Origin of the sequence: Spirillospora sp. NBC_01491 (assembly GCF_036227065.1) — a bacterium.
Lineage (GTDB): Bacteria > Actinomycetota > Actinomycetes > Streptosporangiales > Streptosporangiaceae > Spirillospora > Spirillospora xylanilytica.
Genome location: NZ_CP109432.1, coordinates 1,039,946 through 1,063,435 on the forward strand (window position 1 = coordinate 1,039,946; position 23,490 = coordinate 1,063,435).

Sequence of the window (23,490 nt, forward strand, 5' to 3'; positions counted from 1 at the left end):
CCTGGTCTCGTCCGCCCCCGTCCCGGCCTGACCCCTCCGACCCCCCGATGGAAGGACCACCGATGTCCCCCACCTCCGAACCGGCGCCCGGCCCGGAGCGCACCGCCCTGGACGAGCACCGGGAGCGCAACGCCGACGCCGGCGCCCGGCGCGCGATCCGCGACCGGATCGAGGAGTCCGGCGTCGAGTTCGTCTACTACCAGGCCGTGTCCCTGACCGGCCGGGTCGTCGGGAAGGTGGTGCCCGCCCGGCACCTGGCCCGCAACCTCGAACGCGGCGTCAACCTGCACCGGACGGCGATGTCGGACCTCCAGTCCGACCGGTCCGGCGCGCTCCTCGGCGGCGGCGCCGAGGCCCCCGAGTTCACCGCGATGCCCGACCTGGACACCTTCGCCGTGCTGCCCTGGGACACCACCGTCGCCCGGTTCCTGTGCCAGGTGTACGAGCCCGCGCACCGGCCCGGCGCCGGCGGCCGGCCGCTGGCGACCGACGTCCGCTCCCACCTCAAGCGGGCGCACGCCGCGTTCACCCGGGACACCGGGCTGGAGCTGCGCAGCGGCTGCGAGCCGGAGATGACCTGGACCGGGCCCGGCCTGGAGGTGGGCTTCAAGCCCGGGTCCAGCCCCGCTTACCACGCCGACGCGCTGGAGAAGATGCGGCCGATATACCAGCGGGTGATCCGGTACGCGCAGGCGCTCGGCCTCGACATGATCGAGGGCGACTACGAGGACCCCGGGCAGCTCGAGCTGAACTGGGCGTTCGACCACGCCGACCGCACCGCCGACCGGCTGGTCACCTACCGGCAGATCTGCCGGCAGGTCGCGCGCGAGCTCGGCGTCACGGCCAGCTTCATGCCCAAGCCGACGGTCGGCGCGATGGGCAACGGCTGCCACCACAACCTCAGCCTGTGGCGCGGCGGGGAGAACGTGCTCGCCGACCCCGGCGTCCGCGAGCTGCACCTCACCGAGACCGGGCGGCACGCGCTCGGCGGGATCCTCAGCCACTCCGCCGGGTCGATGGCCGTCATGGGCTCCACGGTGAACTCCTACAAGCGGTACTGGGACGCGGGCCAGTTCGCGCCCTCCCAGATCAACTGGGGGATGGACAACAAGACCTGCACCGTGCGGCTGTCCGCGAACGGCCGGCTGGAGTGCAAGCTGCCGGACGCGATGGTCAACCCCTACCTGTCGCACGCGGTCCTGCTCGCCGCGATCAAGGACGGGCTGGAGCACGGCACCGACCCCGGCGAGCCGCAGGAGGGCAGCAGCTACGAGGGCCCGCCCTCGCCGTTCCGGCCGCTGCCGCTGACGCTGCGGGAGGCGCTCGACGCGTTCGCCGCCGACAAGGTCGTCCGCTCGGCGCTGCCCGAGGAGATGGCCGACCTCTACCTGGAGCTGAAGTCCGACGAGTGGGCGCGCTTCTGCGGCGCGGTCACCGACTGGGAGCGCGACATGTACACCGAGGCGATCCCGTGACCGGGCCCCTGCGCCTGGCCTGCATCGACGCGGAGGCGCCGCCGCTGTTCGGCCGCGCCGGCGCCGGGGGCGCCCGGCACGGCTACGAGCCGGACGCGGCGGCGCTGGTCGCGGACGAGCTCGGCCGCCCGCTGGAGTGGGTGTTCACGCCGTGGGCGGAGTTCTACCCGGCGCTGCGCGCCCACGAGGTCGACGCGGTGTGGTGCGGGCAGGGCATCACCGCCGCGCGGCGGCGGCAGGCCGACTTCACCCGCCCGTACGCGGTGTTCAACGAGTCGGTCCTGGTCCGGCGCGGCGAGGACGTTGCGTCGCCGCGCGACCTGCGCGGGCGGCGGGTCGCGGCGATCGGCGGCAGCACCAACCTGGCGCTGGCCGAGACGTTCGAGGGCGCGCTGGTCGTCCCGTTCGGCGGCGGGACCGACGACGTGTTCGGCGACATGCTGGCCGCGCTGCGCGCGGGCGAGGTCGACGCCGTGGTCGACGACGACGTGGTGTTCGTGCCGCTCGGCGCCGACCCCGCGTTCTCGGTCGCCTTCACCGTACCGACCGGCAACCGGTGGGGTGTCGCGGTCGCCAGGGACCGGCCCGGCACCCGCGAGGCGATCGACGCCGCGCTGGCCGCGGTCATCTCCGACGGACGGCTCGGGAAGGCGTGGCGGACCTGGATGCCCGACCTGCCCTACCCGCTGGCGTGAGCGCGCGCCCCCTCATCGCCGTCGCCGGGATGCGCTCCCCGAAGATCGAGGGCCTCCGGCTGAACGGGGTGGTCGCCGCCGCGAAGATCCTGGAGGCGGTCTACCGGGCGGGCGGCGAGCCCCTGACCGTCTACCACGGCGAGCCGGGCGGCCTCGCCGCCAGGCTCGCCCGCTTCGACGGGATCGTGGTGCCCGGCGGCGGCGACCTCGGCCCCGGCCGGTACGGCGCCGAACCCGACCCGCGCACCGCCCCAACCGACGACGCGCAGGACGAGGCGGACCTCGCCGTCGTCCGCGCCGCGCTCGCCCACCGGCTGCCGACCCTGGCGATCTGCCGCGGGATGCAGGTGCTGAACGTGGCGTGCGGCGGAACCCTCGTCCAGCACGTCCCGCCCGGCGGCGTCGACCATCTGGGCCCGCACGGGGTGAAGCTCGAGCCGGACTGCCGGACGGCCCGCGTCCTCGGCGCCGACGCCGTCGCGGTCTCCTCCTACCACCACCAGGCCGTCGACGTCCTCGGGCGCGGGCTGCGCGTCGTCGCGCGGGCCCCCGACGGGATCGCCGAGGCGCTCGAGCACGACACCGCCCGGCTGCTGTGCGTGCAGTGGCACCCTGAGGACGACGCCGCCGAGACCCCCTACGAGCAGGCGCTCTTCGACGCGGTCGTCGAGGACGCGCGGAACGGGAACGACCATGGCTGAGCACGACGCCGGCACCGACACCGCGCCGGCCCTGCGCACCGACCTGTTCGTCGACGGCGGGTTCCGCCCGGCGGCGAGCGGGCGGACCTTCCCCTGCGTCTCGCCCCGCGACGGACGCGTCATCGCCGAGATCGCCGAGGGCGACGCCGCCGACGTGGACGCCGCCGTCGCCGCCGCGCGCGCCGCGTTCGAGGACGGCCGCTGGCGGCACCGGCACCCGCGCGAGCGCCGCGCGGTGCTGCGCCGCCTGTCGGAGCTGGTCGAGGCGCACCGCGAGGAGCTCGCGCGGACCGAGAGCCTCGACATGGGCAAGCCGGTCTCCGACGCGCTGGCGGTCGACCTGCGCGTCACCGTGCAGACCCTCGACTTCTTCGCCGAGGCCGTCGACAAGGTCTACGACCAGGTCGCGCCGACCGACGCGCGCACGCTGGCGACCATCACCCGGGAGCCGCTCGGCGTGGTCGCGGCGATCGTCCCGTGGAACTTCCCGCTGATGCTCGCGGCGTGGAAGCTCGCGCCCGCGCTCGCCACCGGCAACTCGGTCGTCCTCAAGCCGGCCGAGCAGTCGCCGCTGACCGCGCTGCGCCTCGCCGAGCTGGCCGCCGAGGCGGGCCTCCCGCCGGGGGTGCTGAACGTCGTCACCGGCTTCGGGCCGACGGCGGGCGCGGCACTCGGCCGCCACCCCGGCGTCGACGCCGTCGCGTTCACCGGGTCCGGCGAGGTCGGCCGGCTGCTGCTGCACTCGGCCGCCGACTCCAACCTCAAGCGGGTGGCGCTGGAGCTCGGCGGGAAGAGCCCGCAGATCGTCCTGGCCGACGCCCCCGACACCGAGACGGTCGCGCGGGCCGTGGCGGGCGGGATCTTCTTCAACCAGGGCGAGGTGTGCTCGGCCGGGTCGCGGCTGCTAGTGCACCGTTCCCGCAAGGACGAGCTGCTGGACGCCGTCGTCCGCGCGTCCGAGGCGATGCGGCCCGGCGACCCGCTCGACCCGGCGACCACGATGGGCGCCCTCGTCGAGCGCGCCCACCTCGACCGCGTCCTCGGCCACCTCGCCACCGCCCGCGAGGAGGGCGCGGCCGTCGTCACCGGCGGCGGCCGGGTCCTGGAGGAGACCGGCGGCTTCTACGTCGAGCCCACCGTCCTGGACGCGGTCACACCGGACATGCGGGTCGCGCGGGAGGAGGTGTTCGGGCCCGTCCTGGCCGTCCTGCCCTTCGACGACGAGGACGAGGCCGTCGCGCTCGCCAACGGCACCCCGTACGGACTCGCCGCCGCCGTCTGGACCAGGGACCTGTCCAAGGCGCACCTGATGGCCCGCGCCGTCCGCGCCGGGACGGTCTGGATCAACTGCTTCGACGACAGCGACGTCACCGTCCCGTTCGGCGGGTACGGGCAGTCGGGCTTCGGCCGCGACAAGTCGCTGCACGCGCTCGACGAGTACACCCAGCTCAAGACCACCTGGATCCGGCTGTGAGGGGCACGGGGGGTCAGGTCGGCTCGGTCCAGCGGTCGCCGGCGAAGGCGGTGAGGGCGTCGGAGATCTCCTCCGGGGAGACCTCGCCGGGCCGCCCGGGTCAGCCGGAGCGGAACCCGGGAGGCATGCCGGCCGCCCCGGGCTGGGCGTCGATGTCGTCGCTGAGCCGGTCCAGGTCCTCGCGGAGCCGATCGTGGATCGCGACGAGCCGGGCACCGGACGCGGTACCGCGGTCGGGCGGGCCCGTCACGCGGGGAAGCCGCCGTAGGGAACGGTGATGATCTCCATGCCGTGCCCCGCCGGGTCCATGAAGTACAGGCCGCGCCCGCCGTCGTTGCGGTTGATCTCGCCGGGGTGCTTGCGGTGCGGGTCGGCGTAGTAGGTGAGTCCCGCGCTCCGGATCCGCTCGAAGGCGGCGTCGAACTCCGCTTCGGAGATGAGGAACGCGTAGTGCTGCGTGACGATCGACTCGGCGGGGACGGTGGCGAAGTCCAGCGTGACCCCGTTGGCGAGGGACAGCGGGACGAACGGGCCCCATTCGGGCCCGGCCTCCAGGCCGAGGATGCCCGCGAGGAACTCGGCGGACTCGCGGTTGTCCAGGGAGTGGACGATGGTGTGATTCAGCTCGACTGACATGTGTGGGATGCCTCCATCAGGCATTCTCCTCGGCACCTCCATGCCTCACCCGGCCGGTGACCGGCACGCGATGCCGCGGCCGGATGATAACCGGTCGGGCGCGGGAGCCTCAAACTCAGGCGGCGGCGGGCGCGGCGGCCCGGCGCTCGCGCTCGGCGGCGATGCGGCGCTCGACCTCGTCCCACTCGATGGGCAGGTCCTCGGCCGGGACGTTCCAGAACACGAACGTCGACTCGCGCACCACCGTGCGCTTGCGGCGCATCGTGGAGGCGTGCGGCTCGGCGCGCGCGTAGGCGCGCACGGCCTTCTCGCCGCTCCAGGCCGAGACCGTCCAGAAGGTGCGCCGGAGCGGCTCGGCCCGCAGCCCGAGGCCCCAGGCGCCGGGCGAGCGGCGGGCCTGTCGCCACAGGGACATCGAGGCGCGGAGGAAGCCCGGCACCTGGCGCAGGGAGCGCACCTCGAGCCTGGAGGCCATGACCAGGGCCTCGGCTCCCGGCTCGGCGGCGTTCGGTTCGGTCCACGGCAGCGTCGGCATGACGGTCCCCTCTCGGAAGCATCGATCTTGTCGTTGACAAGATTGCCCTGCCGACCAAAACTTGTCAATGACAAGTTCCGGCCCCGGATACGCTGCTGGCGACCGGACTCGAAGGGGGCGAGGCAGATCAGCCCGCGCAGCTACCACCACGGCAACCTGCGCCGTGTCATCGTCGACGCCGCCGTGCAGGCGATCAGCGAGTCCGGCCCGGCGGGCTGGAGCCTGCGCGAGCTGGCCCGGCGCGCGGGCGTCTCGCACGCCGCGCCCGCCCACCACTTCGGCGACAAGACCGGGCTGCTGACAGTGGTCGCGGCCGAGGGCTTCGCCCTGTTCGCCGACGAGCTCGAGGCGGCCGGCGAGGACTTCCTGAAGGTCGGCATGGCGTACGTGCGGTTCGCCACCGAGCACCGCACCCACTTCGAGGTGATGTTCCGGCCCGAGCTGTACCGCGCGGACGATCCCGGGCTCGGCGCCGCCCGGGACCGCGCCGACGAGATCCTGGCGCGCGGGGCCCGCACGCTGCCCGGCGGCCGGGACGGGGAGGAGACCGCCGCGATCGCCGCCTGGTCGATCGCGCACGGCTTCGCGAGCCTGTGGCTGAGCGGCGCCCTGCCCGGCCGCCTCGACACCACCCCCGAGGACGCGGCGCGGCCGGTGCTCAAACTGCTGTTCGACCGCGACGGCGCGACCTAACGAAATCGATACACCTCGTGTACCTCCGGTAACTCTGGGTAATTCCCGAGCGTAGTCACTCGCTTATCTCTGGAGGAACGAGATGCAGGTAGCGACAAAGATCGGCATGGGTGCGGTCTTCACCGCGCTGGCCGGGACCACCCTCGGCTTCAGCGCCGCGAACGCCGACGTGCCACCCGCGCCGCCCCAGGTCGCGCAGGGCATGGAGAACGCGCCGGCCGGCCAGCAGGGCGAACCGGCTCCGGCGGCCGAGGAAGAGGCGATCGGCGGCATCGAGGTCGGGCCCGAGGGCGCGGCCGCGGCCACCAACCGGCTCCTCCAGCGGACCGACATCGACGCGCGCTGGTGCACCGGGCGCGTCGTCGCCAGGGGCCTCAACACCCGCTCGGGCCCCGGCACGAACTTCGCCAGGACGGGCGGCCTGCCGTTCCACGCTGTGGTCCAGACGAACTGGAGCAGCATTGTCCGCAACCAGGGCTACCTCTGGGTGAAGCTGCGGAACGGCAACTGGGTCGCCGACTACAAGCTCGGCAACGGCAACGGCAAGTGGTACATCCTCTACAACAGCTGCCGCTAAGGCGGAGCTGCGGTTCGCCGATGAGGAAGGGGCCGGTGCCCGTCGCGTCCTGCGCGACGAGCGCCGGCCCCACCGCCGTCCTCCGTCAGTGGACCTGCTGCGGGACGTCCCACGGGTTGGCGTCGCGCAGGGGCTCGGGCAGCAGGTCCTGCGGCCAGCCCTGGAACGCGACGGGGCGCAGGAACCGCTCGATCGCGGCGGTGCCGACCGAGGTGGTGGCCGGCGTGGTCGTCGCCGGGAACGGCCCGCCGTGCTCCATCGCGTGCGTGACCGACACCCCCGTCGGCCACTGGTTCCACAGCACCCGCCCGCTGCGGCCCGCGAGGACGCCGGCCAGCGCGGCGAGGTCGCCGGCCTCGTCCGGCTCGGCGTGCAGCGAGGCGGTGAGCTGGCCCGGGAGCCCGGCGAGCACTCCGGCGACGTCCTGGACGGCGGTGTAGGTGACGGCCAGGCCGAGCGGCCCGAAGCACTCCCGCGCGGCGGCGTCGCGGTCGGCGGCGAACGCCTCCAGGTCCATGGCGAGCAGGCGCGGCGCGGGCGAGGCGTCGTCGTCCGGCCAGACCAGCCGCCGGACGCCGGGCCGTCCCCCGAGCGCGCGGGCGCCCTCGAGGTAGCCGGCCTCGATGCGGTCGTTCAGCATCGGGGCGGCGGCGACCTCGCCGAGCAGCCCGGCGACGCGGTCCACCAGCCCGGCCGGGGCGAACAGCAGGCCGGGATTGGTGCAGAACTGCCCGGCGCCCTGGGTGAGCGAGGCGACGTAGCCCTGGGCGATCTCCTCGCCGCGGGCCTCGGCCGCACCGGGCGTGACGACGGTCGGGTTGACGCTGCCGAGCTCGCCGTAGAACGGGATCGGCGTGGGCCGGTCCGCCGCGATCCTCGCCAGGGCGAGGCCGCCGCGCGCGGAACCGGTGAAGGCCGCGGCGGCGAGGCCCGGATGGCGCAGCGCCGCGACGCCCTCCGCCTCGCCCTCGATCAGCCCGAACACGCCGTCCGGCGCGCCGGCCTCGCGCAGCGCCGCGGTGATGATCGCGGCAGTGCGGCGGGACAGCCTCGGGTGGCCGGGGTGCGCCTTGACCACGACCGGGCAGCCCGCGGCCCACGCCGAGGCGGTGTCGCCGCCCGCGACGCTGAACGCGAACGGGAAGTTGCTCGCGGCGAACACCAGCACCGGACCGAGCGCCGTGCGGTAGCGCCGCAGGTCGGGCCGGGGGCCGGTGGGCCACTGCGGGTCGGGCCGGTCGATCCGCGCGTCGTAGAACGCGCCCGCGCGGACCTGGCCCGCGAACAGCCGGAGCTGGAAGGTGGTGCGGCCGAGCTCCCCGTTCAGCCGGGCCGGCCCGAGCCGCGACTCCTCGTCGGCCAGCGGCACCAGCTCGGCGCGGGCCGCCTCCAGCGCGCCCGCGACCGCGTCCAGCGCGTGCGCGCGGGCCGCGGGCGCGGCCGAGGCCCAGGCCCCGGCCGCGGAGACGGCGGCGGTGACCGCCTGGTCAGGTGTCATGACATGCTCCCTTCGTCGGTGCGGTGCTCGTCCCGGGTGGTGCGGCCCGTCGCTAGAGGACGAAGCCCTCGGGGAAGGGGTCAGCGGGGTCGAGCATGTAGTTCGCGGTGCCGGTGATCCAGGCCCGCCCGGAGAACTCCGGGACGACCGCGGGCCGGCCGCCGGCCTCCGCCGTGCCGACGAGCCGCCCGGTGAACCGGGTGCCGATGAACGACTCGTTCACGAACTCGGCGCCGAGCGGCAGCTCGCCGCGCGCGTGGAGCTGCGCCATCCGCGCGGACGTGCCGGTGCCGCACGGCGACCGGTCGAACCAGCCGGGATGGATCGCCATGGCGTTGCGCGAGCGCCGGGCGTCCGACCCGGGGGCCAGGAACTGCACGTGCTTGCAGCCCCCGATCAGCGGGTCCCCGGGGTGGACGGGGCGGTTCTGCTCGTTCACGGCGGCCATGATGTCCAGGCCCGCCCGCAGGATGTCGTCCTTGCGGGCCCGGTCGAACGGCAGCCCGATCGAGGCCAGGTCGACGATGGCGTAGAAGTTGCCGCCGTAGGCCATGTCGTAGCCGACCTCGCCGAGGCCGGGCACGGTGACGGCCGCGCCCAGCTCGGCGGCGAACGAGGGGACGTTGCGCAGGGTGACGTGCTCGGCCCGCCCGTCGCGGACGGCGACCCGCGCCTCGACCAGCCCGGCCGGGGTGTCCAGCCGGACGATCGTCTCGGGCTCGGTCACCTCCACCATGCCGGTCTCCACCAGCACGGTGGCGACGCCGATCGTGCCGTGCCCGCACATCGGAAGGAACCCGCTGACCTCGATGTAGACCACGCCCCAGTCGGCGTCCTCGCGGGACGGCGGCTGGAGGAGTGCGCCGCTCATCGCGGGGTGCCCGCGCGGCTCGTCCATCAGGAACCGGCGCAGCCCGTCGAGGTTATCGACGGCGAAGCGGCGCCGGTCCGCCATGGTGGCGCCCGGGATCGGCGGGACGCCGCCGGTGACCACCCGGGTGGGCATGCCCTCGGTGTGCGAGTCGACCGCGGACAGGGTGCGGACCGAGCGCATCAGGCCCCCTTGCGCTCTCGCAGCGCGTCGATGGCGCGGGTCATGTCGGCGGTGACGCCCGCGCGGTGCGCGTCGGTGAGCGGGCCGCGCGGCGGGCGGCACGGGCCGCCGTACCGGCCGACCTGCTCCATCCCGAGCTTGATCGCCTGGACGAACTCGACCCGCGAGTCCCAGCGGAACGCGGCGACGAGCGGCTCGTACAGCGCCCGCGCCTCCTCCAGCCTCCCGGCGACGGCCAGGTCGTACAGCAGCGCGGACTCGGCGGGGAACACGTTCGGGAAACCGGCGAACCAGCCCGTCGCGCCCATCAGCAGCGCTTCGAGGGTGACGTCGTCGGCACCCGCGACGACCTCCAGGCCGGGCGCCTTCTCCTTGATCTCCAGGACGCGGCGGACGTCGCCGGAGAACTCCTTGACCGCGACCACGTTGTCGAGCTGCGCGAGCTCGGCGAGCAGGTCGGGGGTCAGGTCGACCTTGGTGTCGATCGGGTTGTTGTAGACCATGACCGGCAGGCCGACCGAGGCGACCGCCGCGAAGTGCCCGATGATCTCGCCGCGGTTGGCGCGGTACATCGTCGGCGGGAGGCACAGCACGCCGTCGGCGCCGTCCTCGGCGGCGATCTCGGTCCAGTGCCGGGCCTGGTGCGCGCCGGGGCCGTGCACCCCGACGACCACGACGCCGTCCCGGCCGACGGTCTCGACGGCGGTGCGGGCGACCTGGCGGCGCTCCTGGTCGGTCAGCGAGGAGTACTCGCCGAGGGAGCCGTTCGGGCCGACGCCGCGGCAGCCGTTGTCGACCAGCCACCGGCAGTGCTCGGCGAAGCGGTCGTAGTCGACCGCGAGGCCGGCGGGTGCGGAGGCGTCCTCGCGGTACGGCAGCGCCGTGGCCACGATCACACCGCCGAGGCTCAGGGCCTTCTTCTCGCCGCTCATGGGGTGTTCTCCTTCTCGTGGGAGTCCCTGGGGGGACGGGCGAGCTCGCCGAGCCGGATGGGCTGGGCGATGGGCCTGTGGTGCGGGGTCGCGGGCGCCAGCCCCTCGGCCGGACGGCCCGGGGCGCCGGCGGCGCGGCGGCGCAGGAGCTCGGCGACGGTGGGGCCGCAGATCCGCGCCTGGCAGGGGCCGAGTCCGGCCCGGGTGCCGAGCTTGACCGCGCGGGCGGCGCCGCCCGCGCGGTCGTCGGCGGCGCGGCACAGCGTCCCGAAGTCGGTCTCCTCGCAGCGGCACACGACGGTGTCGGCGCGCAGCCAGCCGGGCCAGCCGGCCCCGATCGGGTGCGCGGCGGCGAGCCGTCCGGCGAACGCGCGGGCCCGGTCGCGGGCCCGGCGCAGCGGGCGGAGCTCCGGCGCGGCGGGCGCTCCCCCGGCGGCGAGCCACCCGGCGAGCAGTCCCTCGGCGCGGGCCGCCGGGGCGCCCGCGATCCCGGTGATCTCCCCGGCCGCGTACACGCCGGGGACGCTGGTGAGCTGGTCGCCGTCCACCTCGGTGAACGGGCCGGACGCGGTGTCGCGCAGGGCGCATCCGGCCGCGGCCGGCAGCTCGAGCTGGGGGCTGAAGCCGTGCGAGACGCAGGCCGCGTCCACCGCGACCACGCGCTCGGTGCCGGGGAGCACCGACCAGTCGGCGCGGAGCCGGGCGGTGACGACCTCCTCCACGCGCCCGTCGCCGCGGGCCTCGACGACCGCACGGCCCGTCCGGTAGGGGACGCGGTGCCGGGCGAGGAGTGCGGCGTACTCGGCGAGCTCGCCGGCCTTGCCCGCCTGCGGGGCCAGTTCCCAGGGGCGGCGCCCCCAGCCGCGCGCGACGGTGCGGGCGGGGTTGGCCTCCAGCACCGCCAGCACTGCCGAGCCGGCCTCGATCAGGGAGGCCGCCACCGGGAGCAGGAACGGCCCGGCGCCGCCGATCACGACGCGGTCGCCGACCACGACGCGCTCGCCCTTGGCGAGGGCCTGCGCGGCGCCGGCGGTGTAGACGCCCGGCAGGTCCCAGCCGGGGAACGGCAGGACGCGGTCGTGCGCGCCGGGCGCCAGGACGAGCGCGTCCGGCCGCAGGACGAGGCGGTCGCGGCCGGCGCCGTCGGCGGGGCCGCGCAGGACGTGCACGAGCGGCGGCGCCGGGTCGCCGGGGTCAGACCGTTCCAGCGACCACACGGCGCTCTCCGGCCACCACGCGCAGCGCGGATGCCCGAGCACGTGCCGGCGCAGCCGGTCGAACCCGGCCCAGCCGTGGTGCAGCCGGCCGTTCCGTTCGGCCCGGTAGGCGTCCGGGAGCATCCGGTGGTACTGGCCGCCGGGCCGCTCGGCGGTGTCGAGCAGCGTCACCCGGGCCCCGGCGCGCAGCGCGGACGCGGCGGCGGCCAGCCCGGCGGGCCCGGCACCGACGATCACCACGTGCCGGGTCATCGGGGCTCCCCCATCCCGGCGCGGGACTGGGTGGAGACGGCGTCGCCGTCCACGGCGCGGCGGCGGCAGGCGCGGACGTCGCGCTCGCCGTTGACGGTGACCAGGCAGTCGAAGCAGGCGCCGATCCCGCAGAACACCCCGCGCGGCGCGCCGGACGGCCCGGCGCGCCAGGACCGGCGGCCCGCGGCCAGCAGCACGCCCGCGACGGTCTGCCCCTCGACGCCGGCGACGGCCGCGCCGTCCACGGTGATCTGCAGGGGCGTGTCGCGGCGGCGCGCGGCGTCGGACGAGGCGGGCACGATTCTCGGGCTCATCGGCTCTCTCCTTCGGACAGCACGGCGGGACGGTCGGCGCGGAACGGGGCGGGGTCCATCGCCGGATCGCGGCCGAGCATCAGGTCGGCGAGCAGCCGGGCGGTGCCGGCCGACAGGCCGATCCCGGCGCCCTCGTGGCCGGTGGCGTGCCAGAGGCCGTCCAGCCGGGGGTCGGGGCCGATGACCGGCAAGTGGTCGGGGACGTAGGGCCGGAACCCGCCGTAGGCCCGCATCACCGTGGCGCCCGCGAGGGACGGGAACAGCCGCAGCGCCTTGCCCGCGATGACCGACAGCACCCCGGGGCGGATCCGCTCGTCGAACCCGACGCGGCGGCGCGAGGAGCCGAGCAGGATCGTCCCGGCGCGGGTCGACTCCACCACCGCCGACGCCTGGAGGTCGCCGGCGCCGCTGCCGACCGCACCGACGTAGTCGGCGTCGTAGACCTTGTGGAAGACGGTGGGCGGCATGGGCGCGGTGACCAGGACCTCGCCGCGCCGGGGCCGGACGTCGACGGGGGCGCCGAGGCGGCGGGCGGTCTCGCCGGACCAGGGTCCGGCGGCGTTCACGACGGCGTCGGCGCCGATCGTCCCGGTGGAGGTGCGGACGGCGGTGATCCGGCCGCCGGCGGTGTCGGCGCCGAGCACCTCGCAGCCCGCGCGCAGGACGGCGCCGGCGCGCAGCGCGTCCGCGAGCAGCGCGGTCGCGGTGCCAGCGGGCTGCACCTGCGCGTCGCCGGGGTAGTGGACGGCGAGGGCGAAGTCGCGGGTGAGGTGGGGCTCGGCCGCGGCGAGCGCGGCGGCGTCGAGGGGCTCGGCGGTGACGCCGGCCTCGCGCTGCGCGGCGGCGAAGCGCTCCAGCTCGCGGGCCCCGCCGGCGGTGGTGGCGACCACGATGCCGCCCTTGGGCTCCCATTCGACGGCGGCGGCGGCCTCCGGGAGGTGCGCGGCGACGGCGTCCAGCACCCCGGGCCACAGCCGCCGGGACAGCAGCGCCAGGTCGAGCTCGGGGCCGGGGCCCTTGTCGGAGACCAGGACGTTGCCCTCGCCGTGCGCGGTGGTCGCCGCCGCCGGGGCGCCCCGCTCGACGACGGTGACCGCGAGGCCCGCCAGCGCCAGCTCGCGGGCGCAGGCCGCACCGATGATCCCGGCGCCCAGCACCACGACCCGCGTCGCGCCCATCAGCCCGTCCCCTCGATTCTCGTTCGATAAACCGAACGACTTGGAGAGTACGACGGGCGGCCGGACGATGTCAACGGCCGCCGGGGAGTGGCGTCAGGGCACCTGCGGGACGCCGGGCGCGTGCGGGTCGCTGGAGTCGAGCCGCTGGTCAGAACGGTACTGGAGCAGCAGTACCGAGCGCACGAGGCCGTCGAGGGCGATGTAGGAGTGCGGGAGCAGCGCGTCGAAGCCGACGTAGTCGCCCGGCCCGAGCTCGACCTCCCGGCCGTCGACCCGAACGCCGAGCCGGCCGTCCTGGACGACGGTGTGCTCGGTGCCGACGTGCCCGAGGGAGTCCTGCCGCGACCCGGCCCGGACCTGCTGGTCGTACACCTCGACGATCGCGCCGCCGGCCTCCAGCCCGCGCAGGGGCCGCAGGTCGACGCCCTCGCCGCGGAGCACCTCGACGTCGGCGGCCCGCACCACGGTCAGGCCGGTCGCCCGGCGCTGGTCGAGCAGGTCGGAGATCGGCACCTCCAGCGCCCTGGACAGGCTGAACACCGTCTCGATGGTGGGGTTGCCCGCGCCGGCCTCCAGCTGCGACAGCGTGGCCTTGCCGATCTTCGACCGGCGGGACAGCTCGGACAGCGACAGGCCCAGCTCCAGCCGGGCCCGCCTGAGGTTGGCGGCCAGCATGTCCCGCACCGACTCCCCTGGAGCGACCACGCGCCCGTTCCCCTCTCGTCCCATGTTCGCTTTACCGAACGAGTATAGAGCCGACGCCGGGAGCGGGCCGCATCCCGTCGACCCGCCGCCCCGGCCTTGACTTTAGCTATTCCTACCTGAATTATAGGAAATATGCCGCACGTCGCCCTGACCGTCCGGCGCGTGGTCGACCTCATGCGCCTGGACAGCACGCTCTGTAGCTGAGCCACGCCCCCCTCTCCCTCGGTCCCCGCGCCGGGCCCCGTGCCCGCTGCCGCCCGGGACCCGACCGGCGCACGCCCCCGGGCGGCGCCGCACGCTCGAAACCACGTGAAGGACAGTGCCACCATGCCGAGAGGCCCCAATCCGGGGGACGACCCCCGTACCCACGCCATCGAGCCGGGCCGGCGGCGCCTCATCGCCGCCGCCGCCGGGGTCGCGCTGCTGAGCCTCGCCGCCGCCTGCGGCGGGGCGGCCGAGGCGGGCGGATCCGCGGGCGACCGCGGCGCCGCGGTGCTCAAGCTCAAGGACCCCGGCAACGCCGGGCCGCTCGCCTACGCCAAGCGCGAAAGGATCCTGGAGAAGCGGCTGAAGCCGACCGGCGTCCGGGTCGAGTGGGGCGGGTCGTACGCCTCGTTCACCGCCACCATCGACGCGGTCCGCTCCGGTTCGGTGAACGTCCTGGAGGGGGCCGTCTCCCCCGCCCTCGGCTACCTGGCCAACAGCCGCGACATCAAGATCTTCGCGGTCACCGACCCGGTCACCGCGGCGGCGGCGCCGCACGAGGACGGGCTGGTGGTGCCCGCGTCCAGCCCCGTCCGGTCGGTGCGCGACCTGGTCGGCAAGCAGGTCGCGGTCAACAGGGGCGGGCGCGGCGAGTACCTGCTCCTGCTCGCGCTCCAGCAGGCCGGGATCCCCGCCGAGCAGGTCGAGCGCGTCTACCTGAACCCCGTCCAGGGCGCGTCGGCGTTCTCCACCGGCAAGGTGGACGCCTGGTGGGCCATCGTCGACGCCTACCCGCAGGTCGTCGCGAAGGGCGCCCGGGTGCTGGTGCACGGCCGCGACCTGCCCGACAAGGACGTCAACATCTGGGCCGCCCGGACCGAGCTGCTCGACCGGCACCCACAGGCCGTCAGGACCCTCCTCGACGTGCTGGGCGAGCTGACCCGGCAGGAGAAGCGGGAGCCCGAGCGGTTCCAGAACGTCTTCCTCAAGAAGGGCCCGACGGCGGTGTCGGGGACGCGCCTGGCCGACGACCTCGCCAAGGCCCGCCACGAGAACGTCCCGCGCCCCGCCGGTAAGGACGACGGCCGGTACGTGCGGGCGGTGAACGAGGTGTTCCGCAAGTACGGGGTGCTGCCGTCCGACATCCGGCCCGAGGACGTCATCTTCGACCTGCGCGCCCCGGCCTCCCCCGCGGCGACCGCGCCGTCGTCCGGGCGGGCGTCATGACGTTGGAACGGGCCACCGCGCCGCCCGCCCCAGCGGACGGGCCCGCGACGGACGGGCCCGCGACGGGCGCGACGGGCGCGACGGGCGCAGACGGGCCCGGGGCGGACGCGGGGCTGCGTCCGCCCGCACGACTCGGGTCGCGGCCGCGGCGCCCGGCGGTGTCGCCGGCGGTCCGGGCGGCCGTCCCGGCGCTGCTGGTCGCGGCCTGGTGGTACGGATCGGGCAGCGGGCGCCTCCCGCCCGACGTCCTGGCGGGCCCCGGGGCGGTGTTCGGCGCGCTGCGCGAGCTGGTCTCGACCGGGCAGCTCGGCGACTACCTGCTGGCCTCGGCGCGGCGGACCGCGCTCGGCGTGCTCGCCGGCGCCGGGCTCGGGCTGGCGCTCGGGATCGCGGCGGGCCTGTCGGCGCTCGGCGAGGAGCTCATCGACCCGGTCCTCCAGATGAAGCGCGCCGTCCCGTTCCTCGCGCTGGTGCCGCTGCTGATCTCCTGGTTCGGGGTCGGCGAGACGTTCAAGGTCGTGCTGATCGCGGTGGCGGCGCTCGCGCCGATGTACGCCTACACCTATCTCGGCGTGCGGAGCGTGGACCGTAAGGTGGTCGAGGCCGCCCGCGGGTTCGGGCTGCGCGGCCCGCGGCTCGCGCTGGCGGTGATCGTGCCGAGCGCGCTGCCGAGCATCCTGATGGCGCTGCGGATCAGCCTGTCGGTCTCGCTGACCGGGCTGATCGCGGCCGAGCAGATCGGCGCGACCGAGGGCATCGGCTACCTGGTCACCCTCGCGCAGCAGTACTACCGCAACGACTACATGGTGCTGTGCATCCTGATCTACGCGCTGCTCGGCCTGGTCATCGACCTGGTGATCCGGGGCGTGGAGCGGCTCGCGATGCCCTGGCGCGGGCAGGTGAGCGCCCGATGAGCGGCACCGGCGCGGCCGGGGGCGAGGTCGCGGTCCAGATCACCGGGCTGCGCAAGGCGTTCGGGCCGAAGACCGTGCTGGACGGCGTCGACCTGGAGATCCGGCGGGGCGAGTTCTTCGCGCTGCTCGGGCCGAGCGGCACCGGGAAGACGACCCTGCTGCGGATCCTGGCCGGGCTGGAGCGCCCCGACGCGGGCACCGTCCTGGCCGCCCGGCGCCGCACCACCGTCTACCAGGAGCCGCGTCTGGTCCAGGCCCGCCGGGTGCTGGCGAACGTGACGCTCGGGCTGCCGCGCTCGTCCCGCGGGGCGGGGCGGCGGGCGCTCGCCGAAGTCGGCCTGGAGCGGCACGAGCGGGCCTGGCCCGCCACCCTGTCGGGCGGCGAGGCGCAGCGCGCCGCGCTCGCGCGGGCCCTGGTCCGCGACCCGCAGGTGCTCTTGCTGGACGAGCCGTTCGCCGCGCTCGACGCGCTGACCCGGCTCCAGATGCAGGACCTGGTCGGCGAGCTGTGCGCGCGGCACCGCCCGGCGGTCGTGCTCGTCACCCACGACGTGGACGAGGCGCTGCGGCTCGCCGACCGCGTCGCGGTGCTGCGCGACGGCGTGTTCGCCGCCGACCGCGTCATCGACCTGCCCCGTCCCCGCGACCGCGACGACCCGGCCACCGCCCGGTACCGGCGGTCCTTCCTGTCCCATCTCGGCGTCGCCGCCGCGGCCCCGCACTGAGGAGAAACCCATGACGACACCGGACAAGATCTGGTTCACCCGCTGCCCGGTGCCCACCGCCGGCGGCCTGGCGCACCGCCTGGGCTGGCTGGACGGCGCGTTCGCCGCGTCCGGCCTGGAGGTGGGCGTGCTCCAGGACGCCGGGCCCGAGCTGGCCCGGCACCACTTCGACCACGACCTGCTCGGGCTGTTCCGCGAGGGCGGCAACGTGCCCGCGCTCAGCGCCCGGTCGGCGGGCGCGCCGACCCGGCTGATCGGGCTGACCTGGATCGAGGAGTGGCAGTCGATCCTGGTCCGCCCCGGCTCGGGCGTGGCCGGCGCCGGGGACCTGCGCGGCGCCCGCGTGGCGCTGCCCGGCTGGGCGGCGACGCGGGCGCAGAGCTTCCCGCGCGCGATGGCGCTGCACGGGGCGAAGGGCGCCCTCGCGCAGGGCGGCCTCACCCTCGACGACGTCACCTTCACCGAGGTGGCGGTGGACCCGTCGCCGTCGGTCGGGCGCGGCGCGCGCGGCCGGGCCCCGTCCTGGCCGGGCCTGGAAGAGCTCGCGCGCGGCGAGGTGGACGCGGTGTACGCCAAGGGCGCCCGCGCCGCCGAGCAGGCCCGCGGCCTCGGCCTGGAGGTGGCCGTCGACCTGGACGCCCACCCCGATCCCCGCACCCGCGTCAACAACGGCACGCCGCGTCCGATCACCGTCCACGAGCGGCTGCTGGACGAGCGTCCCGACCTCGTGGTGACGTTCCTCGCGCAGGCGCTCCGCGCGGCGTCGTGGGCGGCGGGCGACCTCGGCCGGGTCCGCGAGATCCTCGCGGGCGAGACCGGTTCGGGCGCGGACGGCGTCGCCACCGCCTACCGGCGCGGGTTCCACCGGTCGCTGCACCCTGGCCTGCCGGCCGACCGGCTCGGGCTGCTCGCCGTCCAGAAGGACTTCCTGCTGGTGCACGGGTTCCTGGACGCCGACGTGGACCTGGACGCGTGGACCGCGCCCGAGCCGCTGCGGCTCGCGCAGGAGCAGATCGCGGCCGAGGCCGGCGCGGAGGTGGCGGTATGACGGCCGCGCCCGAGTTCGTCGTCGCGGTCCCGACGCGCGGCGATGGCGCGCGCGGCGACTGGGGCCCGGGGCCCGCGCCGCGCCCGGCGTTCCTCACCGACCTGCGGGACGGGGCGTACGGACCGTTCGACCATCTGGCGCAGATCGGCCGCGCCGCCGAGATCGCCGGGTTCCACGGGGTGTCGGTCCCGTTCGACCCGGCGGGCGAGGAGTCGCTGGTCGTCACCGCCGGGCTGCTCCGGCAGAGCCGCTGGCTGCGCGGCACGGCCGGGTTCCACCCCGGCGTCGCGACGCCGGTGTACGCGGCCAAGGTCGCGGCCTCGCTCCAGCGGTTCACCGGCGGGCGGCTCGACTGGCGGCTCGCGATCGACCTCGACCCCGCCGTCGCGCGGGCGCAGGGCGACTTCGCGGAGGGCGCCGAGCGGTACGCGCGGGCCGACGAGTTCCTCACCATCGCCCGGGGCGTGTGGCACGAGGACTCCTACACCTACGAGGGCCGGTACTTCCAGGTGCTGGCGGGTGGGTTCCAGGCGCCGCTGTCGGACCGCCCGTTCCCCCGCGTGCACCTGTCGGGGACGTCCGCCGAGGCGCTGGACCTGTCGGCGCGGCACGCCGACGTCCACCTGTTCGACGCCGCCGACGCCACCGGCGCGGCCGGCGCGGAGGGTGGTGGTCTCGGCGCGCTCATCGCCGACCTCGGCGCCCGCGCCGCCGGGTACGGCCGGGCGGTGGCGTCCGGGCTGGTGCTGCCCGTCCTCGCCCGGGAGGACGGCGCCGAGGTCCGCGCCGAGGTGGCGCGCCGCGCCGCCGCCGGGACGCCCGTCCCCGCCCTCGCCGGATCGTACGAGGAGGTCGCGGCGGTGCTGCGCGGCCACCTCGCCGACGGCGTCACCACGTTCGTCCTGGAGGCCGCCCCCCACCTGGAGGAGACCTACCGGCTCGGCGAACACCTGCTGCCACTGCTCACCGAGGAGGTCCCCCATGCCGGTTGACGTCTACTGGCGGATCGGTACGCACGGCGACCAGCGGTCGCTGCGCGACCGGACGGTCACCCGCGGGGACTGGTCGCCCGTCGTCCCGGGCAGCATCGCCCCGGGCGTCCGGGCGGGGCGCCCCGACGGGTACAGCCACCTGGACCACATGGCCGACGTCGCGCGGGGGTCGGAGCTGTCGGGGTTCGTCGGCGGGCTGCTGCCCTCGTTCCCCTTCACCGACGACCCGTGGGCCGCCGCCGCGAGCCTGGCCCGCGAGACCGGCACCTACCGCTTCATGATCGCCTTCCAGCCGGGGTTCCTGCACCCGGTGCAGGCCGCGCGGATGTCGGCGAGCCTCCAGCGCGCGACCGGCGGCCGGGTCGTCTACAACGTCATCTCCGGCGGCGGCGGGCCCGCGCAGCTGTGGTGGGGGGACAAGGTCGACCACGACGACCGGTACGCGCGGACCTCCGAGTTCCTGGACGTGCTCAAGGGCGTGTGGCACGGCGGCCCCTTCGACTACGAGGGCCGCTTCTACCGGGTCGAGGGCGCCGGGCTGCCCGCGCCGCTCGCCCGGCAGCCGTTCCCGGAGATCTACTTCTCCGGGTCCTCGCCCGCAGCGATCCGTGCCGCCGGGCGGCACGCCGACCACTACCTGTCCTGGCTGGAGCCCTTCCCCGCCCTCGCCGCCAAGTTCGGCACCGTCCGCGAGCACAGCGAGGAGCTCGGCCGGTCCCCGCGGTTCGCCGTGCGGATCGACGTGCTCGCGCGCGAGACCGAGGAGGAGGCGTGGGACGAGATCGAGCGCGGCTGGCGGCACGTCGACCCGGCGGCGCTGCGCGGCCCCGAGGCGGGCGGCGACTCGGTCGGCTGGCTGCGCGGCCAGTCGTTCGTGGACTGGCCGGTCACCGGGCCGCGCGAGCTGGAGGCCGCGCCGAACGTGTGGGGCGGCTTCCACCTGCTGCGCGGCGGCCCCGCGTTCGGCCTGGTCGGCAGCTACGCGCAGGTCGCCGCGCGGCTGGACGAGCTGATCGGCCTCGGCGTGGACGCCTTCATCCTCGCCGGCGTCCCGCACCTGGAGGAGGCCCACCGGGTGGGCGAGAACGTCCTCCCCCTGCTGCGCGGCCACGACCTGCGCGACCACGCCCCCTCAACCCCCTTCACCGCTACGAGAGGAACCCTCTGATGACCGTCCGAGTCGGATACTTCCCGCACAACAACTCGCTGTGGGTACTGCGCCACCGCGGCGTCCTGGAACGCTCGCTGCCGGACGTGGAGTGGGTGGACCTGCGCTCCCTGCCGGCCGGGGACCGGCCCGCGCCGACCAAGGGGCTGCCGTCCGCGCACGGCGACCACCTCTTCGGCGGCGGCTACGACTTCATCGGCACCGGCTCGACCCCGCCGGTCACCGCGCAGGCCAAGGGCCACGACATCGTCTACGTGGCCACGTCCGGGCCCCGGCACGAGAACGGCCGGCTGGTCGTCCGCGCGGACTCCGGCATCGCCGCGCCCGCCGACCTCAAGGGCAGGCGGGTCGCGCTCGGGCACGGCTCCTGGCAGACCACGCTGCTGCTGTTCGCGCTCGACGACGCGGGGCTGGCCTGGTCCGACATCGAGCCGGTCGACGCCGGCACCGACGCGGGCCCGCTCCTGCTGGACGGGGAGGTCGACGCCTGGGTCGCCTCCTACCCGTCGCTGGCCCGGGTCGAGGAGCAGGCCGAGGTCCGCACCCTGGTCGAGACCGACGGGCTGTTCAGCCACCGGTCGCTGTGGTTCACCCGGCGCGACTTCGCCGAAGGGCACCGCGAGGAGCTCGCCGCGATCGTGGCGGCGCTCCAGGAGTCGGACGCCTGGATCGCCGAGAACCCCGGCGAGGCCGCGAAGCTGTTCGCCGCGGGCGACGAGGGCGACCTGGCCGCCTGGGAGGACGCGCTCCGCAGGCGGCCGTTCGGGCTCGAGCCGGTCGGCGCCGCGTTCGCGGCCGAGCAGCAGCGCGCCGCCGACCTGTTCCACGCCGCCGGCCTCGTCGACCGGAGGATCACCGTCGCGGACGCCGTCCTGCCGTGGGTCGCCGAGCTGGTCGGGCCGCGCCCGGCCGCCTGAGCGCGTCCGGGGCCGGGCGCCGCGTCACGGCGAGACGCCGCGTCCGGCCCCGGACGGCGGCCCCGGACGTCGGCCCCTGACGGCGGCCCCTGACGGCGGCCCCGGAGGTCGGCCCCGGGGGTCGGCCCCGGACGTCCGGGCCGGGGCGCTGACCCCATGCGGCCAGCGCCTTGACGCTCCCGAGCGGTGACGTAATCGTGTAATCATGACCACGCTCTTCGAGCACGCCGGGGGCGCGGAGGCGATGCGCCGCCTCGCGGACGCCCTCTACCGCAGGCTGCTGTCCGACCCGGTGCTGCGTCCCCCGTTCGGGGAACTAATGCCCGAGCACGTGGCGCACTTCGCGCTGTTCGAGGCCGAGACGTTCGGCGGCCCGGACGACTACACCCGCGACCACGGCGGCTTCCCCGCGCTGATCGACATGCACCGCGGCCTGAAGATCACCGAGGCGCAGCGGCGCCGGTTCGTCGAGCACTACCTCGCCGCCGCGGACGAGGCCGGCCTCCCGTCGGACGCGCCGTTCCGCGAGGCGCTGCGCACCCACGTCGAGTTCGGCACGCAGGTCGCCATGCAGAACTCCAACGCCGAGACCGACGACGAGCTGCATCCCCTGCGGCACGTCCCGATCTGGAACTGGCCGGACCCCGAACCCGGAGCCTGACCGGGCACGGGTGACGGCCGTCCGCATCGCCGCCGCCGGGTCCGATGACAGAGGAACACTCATTGTGGATCTGTATCCCGCTCTCCTACGATCGCGGGCATGGTCTCCCTCACCCGGATCTCCGGCGAACTCAACGGGCTGCGGGCGGCCGTCCGCGCGGGGATGATCGGCCCGATGCCGCCGCGGGCGCTGGCCGCGACCGTGCGGGCGCTGCGCGCCTACGGGCCGCTCGGCGCGGCGACGGCGCTCCCCGCGCACCGCTTCCCGGACCGCGCCGGGCTGGTCGACGAGCGCGGCACGCTCACGTTCGGCGAGCTCGACCGCCGCTGCAACGCGCTCGCCAACGCCTGGCGGGAACGGGGCGTCGGCCCCGGCGACACGGTCGGCATCCTGTGCCGCAACCACCGCGGGCTGCTGGAGGCGATGTCGGCGGCGGCCAAGACCGGGGCGTCGGTGCTGTTCCTCAACACCGACTTCGCGGGGCCGCAGCTCCGCGACGCCGCCCGGCGCGAGGGCGTGACCGCGCTCGTGCACGACGAGGAGTACACGGCCGCCGCCGAGGGGCTGGACGTGCCGCGCCACCTCGCCTGGACGGACGGGCCGGGAGACGGCCCGGACCGCGCGGGCTCCCTCGACGCGCTCATCGCCGAGGGCGACCCGGCCCCGCCGCCCGCGCCGTCCCGGCACGGCTCGATGGTGATCCTCACCAGCGGCACCTCGGGCCGGCCCCAGGGGGCGCCGCGGTCCCAGTCGCGGTCGATGGCGCTGCCCGGCGGCATCCTGTCCAAGGTCCCGCTGCGGGGCGGCGAGTCGGTGTTCGTCGGGCCGCCGCTGTTCCACGGCCTCGGGCTGACCGCGGCCGTGCTGGCGCTCGGCCTCGGCTCCACCCTGGTGCTGCGCCGCCGCTTCGACGCCGCGCGGGTGGTGGACGACCTGACCGGGCACGGCTGCACGGCGCTGATCGCCGTCCCGGTGATGCTGAGCCGCCTGCTCGCCCTGCCCGGCCTGGACCTGTCCCGGCTGTCGCGGCTCACCGTGGTGCTGACCGGCGGCGCCCGGCTCGAGGCCGATCTCAGCCGCCGCGCGGCGACGGCGCTCGGCCCGCGGCTCTACAACTTCTACGGCTCCACCGAGGCGTCCTGCATCGCGATCGCCACCCCGGCCGACCTCGCCGCCGCGCCGGGCTGCGTCGGGCGCCCGCCGGCCGGCACCACGGTGCGGGTCCTGGACCAGGCGGGCCGCCCGGCCGCGACCGGCGTCACCGGCCGGGTCTTCGTCGACTCGGCCACCCGCTTCGGCGGCTACACCGGCGGGGGCGGCCGGCCGGAGGTCGGCGGCCTGATGGAGGTCGGTGACCTCGGCCACCTGGACGGCGGCGGCCGGCTGCTGATCGACGGCCGCGCCGACGACATGATCGTCTCGGGTGGCGAGAACGTGCATCCCGCCGAGGTCGAGGAGCTGCTCGCCGCGCACCCCTCCGTCCGGGAGGCCGCGGTGGTCGGCGTCCCCGACGAGGAGTTCGGCCAGCGGCTGCGCGCGTTCCTGGTCGCGGGCGGCGACCTCACCGAGGACCGGGTGAAGACGCACGTCGCGGCCAACCTGGCGCGCTCCAAGGTCCCCCGCGAGGTGGTCTTCCTCGACGAGCTCCCCCGCAACCCGACCGGGAAGGTCCTCAAGCGCGAGCTCCCGCGCGGCTGA

Annotated in this window: 25 protein-coding genes; 15 read left to right on the top strand and 10 right to left on the bottom strand. The window is 75.8% G+C overall.

Going from position 1 to position 23,490, the window contains the following annotated elements; genetic code table 11:
* Positions 1-62 precede the first annotated feature (62 nt).
* From OHA34_RS05040 to OHA34_RS05055, 4 genes are read left to right on the top strand one after another with little or no spacing between them, the layout of a single operon-like run.
* Complete coding sequence (locus tag OHA34_RS05040; RefSeq protein ID WP_329520844.1) at positions 63-1,475, top strand: glutamine synthetase family protein; 1,413 nt, start codon at positions 63-65, stop codon at positions 1,473-1,475.
* Positions 1,472-2,170, top strand: a complete 699-nt coding sequence (locus tag OHA34_RS05045) for a substrate-binding periplasmic protein (RefSeq protein ID WP_329520845.1) — start codon at positions 1,472-1,474, stop codon at positions 2,168-2,170. The genes OHA34_RS05040 and OHA34_RS05045 overlap by 4 nt, the downstream gene beginning before the upstream one ends.
* Positions 2,167-2,871, top strand: coding sequence for a gamma-glutamyl-gamma-aminobutyrate hydrolase family protein (locus tag OHA34_RS05050; protein WP_285942968.1), 705 nt, complete (start codon positions 2,167-2,169; stop codon positions 2,869-2,871). Before OHA34_RS05045 ends, OHA34_RS05050 begins: the two co-directional genes overlap by 4 nt.
* On the top strand, positions 2,864-4,345 hold the full coding sequence (locus OHA34_RS05055) for an aldehyde dehydrogenase (RefSeq protein ID WP_329520846.1): 1,482 nt from the start codon (positions 2,864-2,866) through the stop codon (positions 4,343-4,345). Before OHA34_RS05050 ends, OHA34_RS05055 begins: the two co-directional genes overlap by 8 nt.
* A gap of 100 nt (positions 4,346-4,445) precedes the next feature.
* On the opposite strand, the gene OHA34_RS05060 is transcribed toward OHA34_RS05055, so the two are convergent.
* From OHA34_RS05060 to OHA34_RS05070, 3 genes are all read right to left on the bottom strand, one after another.
* Complete coding sequence (locus OHA34_RS05060) at positions 4,446-4,595, bottom strand: hypothetical protein (RefSeq protein WP_285942966.1); 150 nt, start codon at positions 4,593-4,595, stop codon at positions 4,446-4,448.
* On the bottom strand, positions 4,592-4,981 hold the full coding sequence (locus OHA34_RS05065; protein ID WP_285942965.1) for a VOC family protein: 390 nt from the start codon (positions 4,979-4,981) through the stop codon (positions 4,592-4,594). Before OHA34_RS05065 ends, OHA34_RS05060 begins: the two co-directional genes overlap by 4 nt.
* 115 nt (positions 4,982-5,096) lie before the next feature.
* The gene (locus OHA34_RS05070; protein WP_329520847.1) at positions 5,097-5,516 is read right to left on the bottom strand and encodes a hypothetical protein; all 420 of its coding nucleotides are present in this window, start codon (positions 5,514-5,516) and stop codon (positions 5,097-5,099) included.
* 168 nt (positions 5,517-5,684) lie between these two features.
* On the opposite strand from OHA34_RS05070, the gene OHA34_RS05075 reads away from it, so the two are divergent.
* The gene (locus OHA34_RS05075) at positions 5,685-6,209 is read left to right on the top strand and encodes a TetR/AcrR family transcriptional regulator (protein WP_329522376.1); all 525 of its coding nucleotides are present in this window, start codon (positions 5,685-5,687) and stop codon (positions 6,207-6,209) included.
* 82 nt (positions 6,210-6,291) lie between these two features.
* Complete coding sequence (locus OHA34_RS05080; protein ID WP_285942963.1) at positions 6,292-6,786, top strand: SH3 domain-containing protein; 495 nt, start codon at positions 6,292-6,294, stop codon at positions 6,784-6,786.
* Between the two features lie 85 nt (positions 6,787-6,871).
* Here OHA34_RS05080 and OHA34_RS05085 read toward each other — a convergent pair whose 3' ends face one another.
* From OHA34_RS05085 to OHA34_RS05115, 7 genes are all read right to left on the bottom strand, one after another.
* Positions 6,872-8,284, bottom strand: coding sequence for an aldehyde dehydrogenase (NADP(+)) (locus OHA34_RS05085; protein ID WP_285942962.1), 1,413 nt, complete (start codon positions 8,282-8,284; stop codon positions 6,872-6,874).
* Between the two features lie 52 nt (positions 8,285-8,336).
* Entirely contained in the window at positions 8,337-9,338 is a 1,002-nt protein-coding gene (locus OHA34_RS05090) for a proline racemase family protein (RefSeq protein ID WP_285942961.1), read from the bottom strand.
* The gene (locus OHA34_RS05095) at positions 9,338-10,270 is read right to left on the bottom strand and encodes a dihydrodipicolinate synthase family protein (protein WP_285942960.1); all 933 of its coding nucleotides are present in this window, start codon (positions 10,268-10,270) and stop codon (positions 9,338-9,340) included. The genes OHA34_RS05090 and OHA34_RS05095 overlap by 1 nt, the downstream gene beginning before the upstream one ends.
* Positions 10,267-11,739, bottom strand: a complete 1,473-nt coding sequence (locus OHA34_RS05100) for an FAD-dependent oxidoreductase (RefSeq protein WP_329520848.1) — start codon at positions 11,737-11,739, stop codon at positions 10,267-10,269. Before OHA34_RS05100 ends, OHA34_RS05095 begins: the two co-directional genes overlap by 4 nt.
* Positions 11,736-12,053, bottom strand: coding sequence for a (2Fe-2S)-binding protein (locus tag OHA34_RS05105; RefSeq protein WP_329520849.1), 318 nt, complete (start codon positions 12,051-12,053; stop codon positions 11,736-11,738). Before OHA34_RS05105 ends, OHA34_RS05100 begins: the two co-directional genes overlap by 4 nt.
* A complete protein-coding gene (locus tag OHA34_RS05110; protein ID WP_285942957.1) occupies positions 12,050-13,231 on the bottom strand; it encodes an NAD(P)/FAD-dependent oxidoreductase in 1,182 nt (393 codons plus the stop codon). The genes OHA34_RS05105 and OHA34_RS05110 overlap by 4 nt, the downstream gene beginning before the upstream one ends.
* 93 nt (positions 13,232-13,324) lie before the next feature.
* Positions 13,325-13,936, bottom strand: a complete 612-nt coding sequence (locus OHA34_RS05115; protein ID WP_285942956.1) for a helix-turn-helix domain-containing protein — start codon at positions 13,934-13,936, stop codon at positions 13,325-13,327.
* 327 nt (positions 13,937-14,263) lie between these two features.
* On the opposite strand from OHA34_RS05115, the gene OHA34_RS05120 reads away from it, so the two are divergent.
* The 9 genes from OHA34_RS05120 (at position 14,264) to OHA34_RS05160 (ending at position 23,490) form a co-directional block, all read left to right on the top strand.
* Positions 14,264-15,367: an NrtA/SsuA/CpmA family ABC transporter substrate-binding protein gene (locus OHA34_RS05120; RefSeq protein WP_285942955.1), complete on the top strand. Its 1,104-nt coding sequence runs from the start codon at positions 14,264-14,266 to the stop codon at positions 15,365-15,367.
* Complete coding sequence (locus OHA34_RS05125) at positions 15,364-16,281, top strand: ABC transporter permease (protein WP_285942954.1); 918 nt, start codon at positions 15,364-15,366, stop codon at positions 16,279-16,281. The genes OHA34_RS05120 and OHA34_RS05125 overlap by 4 nt, the downstream gene beginning before the upstream one ends.
* Positions 16,278-17,006 carry an ABC transporter ATP-binding protein gene (locus tag OHA34_RS05130; protein WP_285942953.1) on the top strand — a complete coding sequence of 243 codons (729 nt, stop codon included), beginning with the start codon at positions 16,278-16,280 and terminating at the stop codon, positions 17,004-17,006. The genes OHA34_RS05125 and OHA34_RS05130 overlap by 4 nt, the downstream gene beginning before the upstream one ends.
* A gap of 10 nt (positions 17,007-17,016) precedes the next feature.
* Positions 17,017-18,054 carry an ABC transporter substrate-binding protein gene (locus OHA34_RS05135; RefSeq protein WP_329520850.1) on the top strand — a complete coding sequence of 346 codons (1,038 nt, stop codon included), beginning with the start codon at positions 17,017-17,019 and terminating at the stop codon, positions 18,052-18,054.
* Positions 18,051-19,046 carry an LLM class flavin-dependent oxidoreductase gene (locus OHA34_RS05140; RefSeq protein WP_329520851.1) on the top strand — a complete coding sequence of 332 codons (996 nt, stop codon included), beginning with the start codon at positions 18,051-18,053 and terminating at the stop codon, positions 19,044-19,046. Before OHA34_RS05135 ends, OHA34_RS05140 begins: the two co-directional genes overlap by 4 nt.
* Positions 19,036-20,214 carry an LLM class flavin-dependent oxidoreductase gene (locus OHA34_RS05145; protein WP_329520852.1) on the top strand — a complete coding sequence of 393 codons (1,179 nt, stop codon included), beginning with the start codon at positions 19,036-19,038 and terminating at the stop codon, positions 20,212-20,214. The genes OHA34_RS05140 and OHA34_RS05145 overlap by 11 nt, the downstream gene beginning before the upstream one ends.
* Positions 20,214-21,131 (top strand): ABC transporter substrate-binding protein, encoded by a 918-nt coding sequence (locus tag OHA34_RS05150; RefSeq protein WP_329520853.1) that lies wholly within the window; start codon positions 20,214-20,216, stop codon positions 21,129-21,131. Before OHA34_RS05145 ends, OHA34_RS05150 begins: the two co-directional genes overlap by 1 nt.
* 205 nt (positions 21,132-21,336) lie before the next feature.
* Positions 21,337-21,792, top strand: a complete 456-nt coding sequence (locus OHA34_RS05155) for a group II truncated hemoglobin (RefSeq protein ID WP_285942948.1) — start codon at positions 21,337-21,339, stop codon at positions 21,790-21,792.
* Between the two features lie 99 nt (positions 21,793-21,891).
* Positions 21,892-23,490: an AMP-binding protein gene (locus tag OHA34_RS05160; RefSeq protein WP_329520854.1), complete on the top strand. Its 1,599-nt coding sequence runs from the start codon at positions 21,892-21,894 to the stop codon at positions 23,488-23,490.

Excerpts from the sequence above, each read along its gene's own strand:
- OHA34_RS05040 (WP_329520844.1), top strand. The coding sequence starts at position 63 with ATGTCCCCCACCTCCGAACCGGCGCCCGGCCCGGAGCGCACCGCCCTG.
- OHA34_RS05055 (WP_329520846.1), top strand. The coding sequence starts at position 2,864 with ATGGCTGAGCACGACGCCGGCACCGACACCGCGCCGGCCCTGCGCACC.
- OHA34_RS05065 (WP_285942965.1), bottom strand. The coding sequence starts at position 4,981 with ATGTCAGTCGAGCTGAATCACACCATCGTCCACTCCCTGGACAACCGC.
- OHA34_RS05070 (WP_329520847.1), bottom strand. The coding sequence starts at position 5,516 with ATGCCGACGCTGCCGTGGACCGAACCGAACGCCGCCGAGCCGGGAGCC.
- OHA34_RS05080 (WP_285942963.1), top strand. The coding sequence starts at position 6,292 with ATGCAGGTAGCGACAAAGATCGGCATGGGTGCGGTCTTCACCGCGCTG.
- OHA34_RS05085 (WP_285942962.1), bottom strand. The coding sequence starts at position 8,284 with ATGACACCTGACCAGGCGGTCACCGCCGCCGTCTCCGCGGCCGGGGCC.
- OHA34_RS05090 (WP_285942961.1), bottom strand. The coding sequence starts at position 9,338 with ATGCGCTCGGTCCGCACCCTGTCCGCGGTCGACTCGCACACCGAGGGC.
- OHA34_RS05095 (WP_285942960.1), bottom strand. The coding sequence starts at position 10,270 with ATGAGCGGCGAGAAGAAGGCCCTGAGCCTCGGCGGTGTGATCGTGGCC.
- OHA34_RS05100 (WP_329520848.1), bottom strand. The coding sequence starts at position 11,739 with ATGACCCGGCACGTGGTGATCGTCGGTGCCGGGCCCGCCGGGCTGGCC.
- OHA34_RS05105 (WP_329520849.1), bottom strand. The coding sequence starts at position 12,053 with ATGAGCCCGAGAATCGTGCCCGCCTCGTCCGACGCCGCGCGCCGCCGC.
- OHA34_RS05110 (WP_285942957.1), bottom strand. The coding sequence starts at position 13,231 with ATGGGCGCGACGCGGGTCGTGGTGCTGGGCGCCGGGATCATCGGTGCG.
- OHA34_RS05120 (WP_285942955.1), top strand. The coding sequence starts at position 14,264 with ATGCCGAGAGGCCCCAATCCGGGGGACGACCCCCGTACCCACGCCATC.
- OHA34_RS05125 (WP_285942954.1), top strand. The coding sequence starts at position 15,364 with ATGACGTTGGAACGGGCCACCGCGCCGCCCGCCCCAGCGGACGGGCCC.
- OHA34_RS05130 (WP_285942953.1), top strand. The coding sequence starts at position 16,278 with ATGAGCGGCACCGGCGCGGCCGGGGGCGAGGTCGCGGTCCAGATCACC.
- OHA34_RS05135 (WP_329520850.1), top strand. The coding sequence starts at position 17,017 with ATGACGACACCGGACAAGATCTGGTTCACCCGCTGCCCGGTGCCCACC.
- OHA34_RS05140 (WP_329520851.1), top strand. The coding sequence starts at position 18,051 with ATGACGGCCGCGCCCGAGTTCGTCGTCGCGGTCCCGACGCGCGGCGAT.
- OHA34_RS05145 (WP_329520852.1), top strand. The coding sequence starts at position 19,036 with ATGCCGGTTGACGTCTACTGGCGGATCGGTACGCACGGCGACCAGCGG.
- OHA34_RS05150 (WP_329520853.1), top strand. The coding sequence starts at position 20,214 with ATGACCGTCCGAGTCGGATACTTCCCGCACAACAACTCGCTGTGGGTA.
- OHA34_RS05155 (WP_285942948.1), top strand. The coding sequence starts at position 21,337 with ATGACCACGCTCTTCGAGCACGCCGGGGGCGCGGAGGCGATGCGCCGC.
- OHA34_RS05160 (WP_329520854.1), top strand. The coding sequence starts at position 21,892 with ATGGTCTCCCTCACCCGGATCTCCGGCGAACTCAACGGGCTGCGGGCG.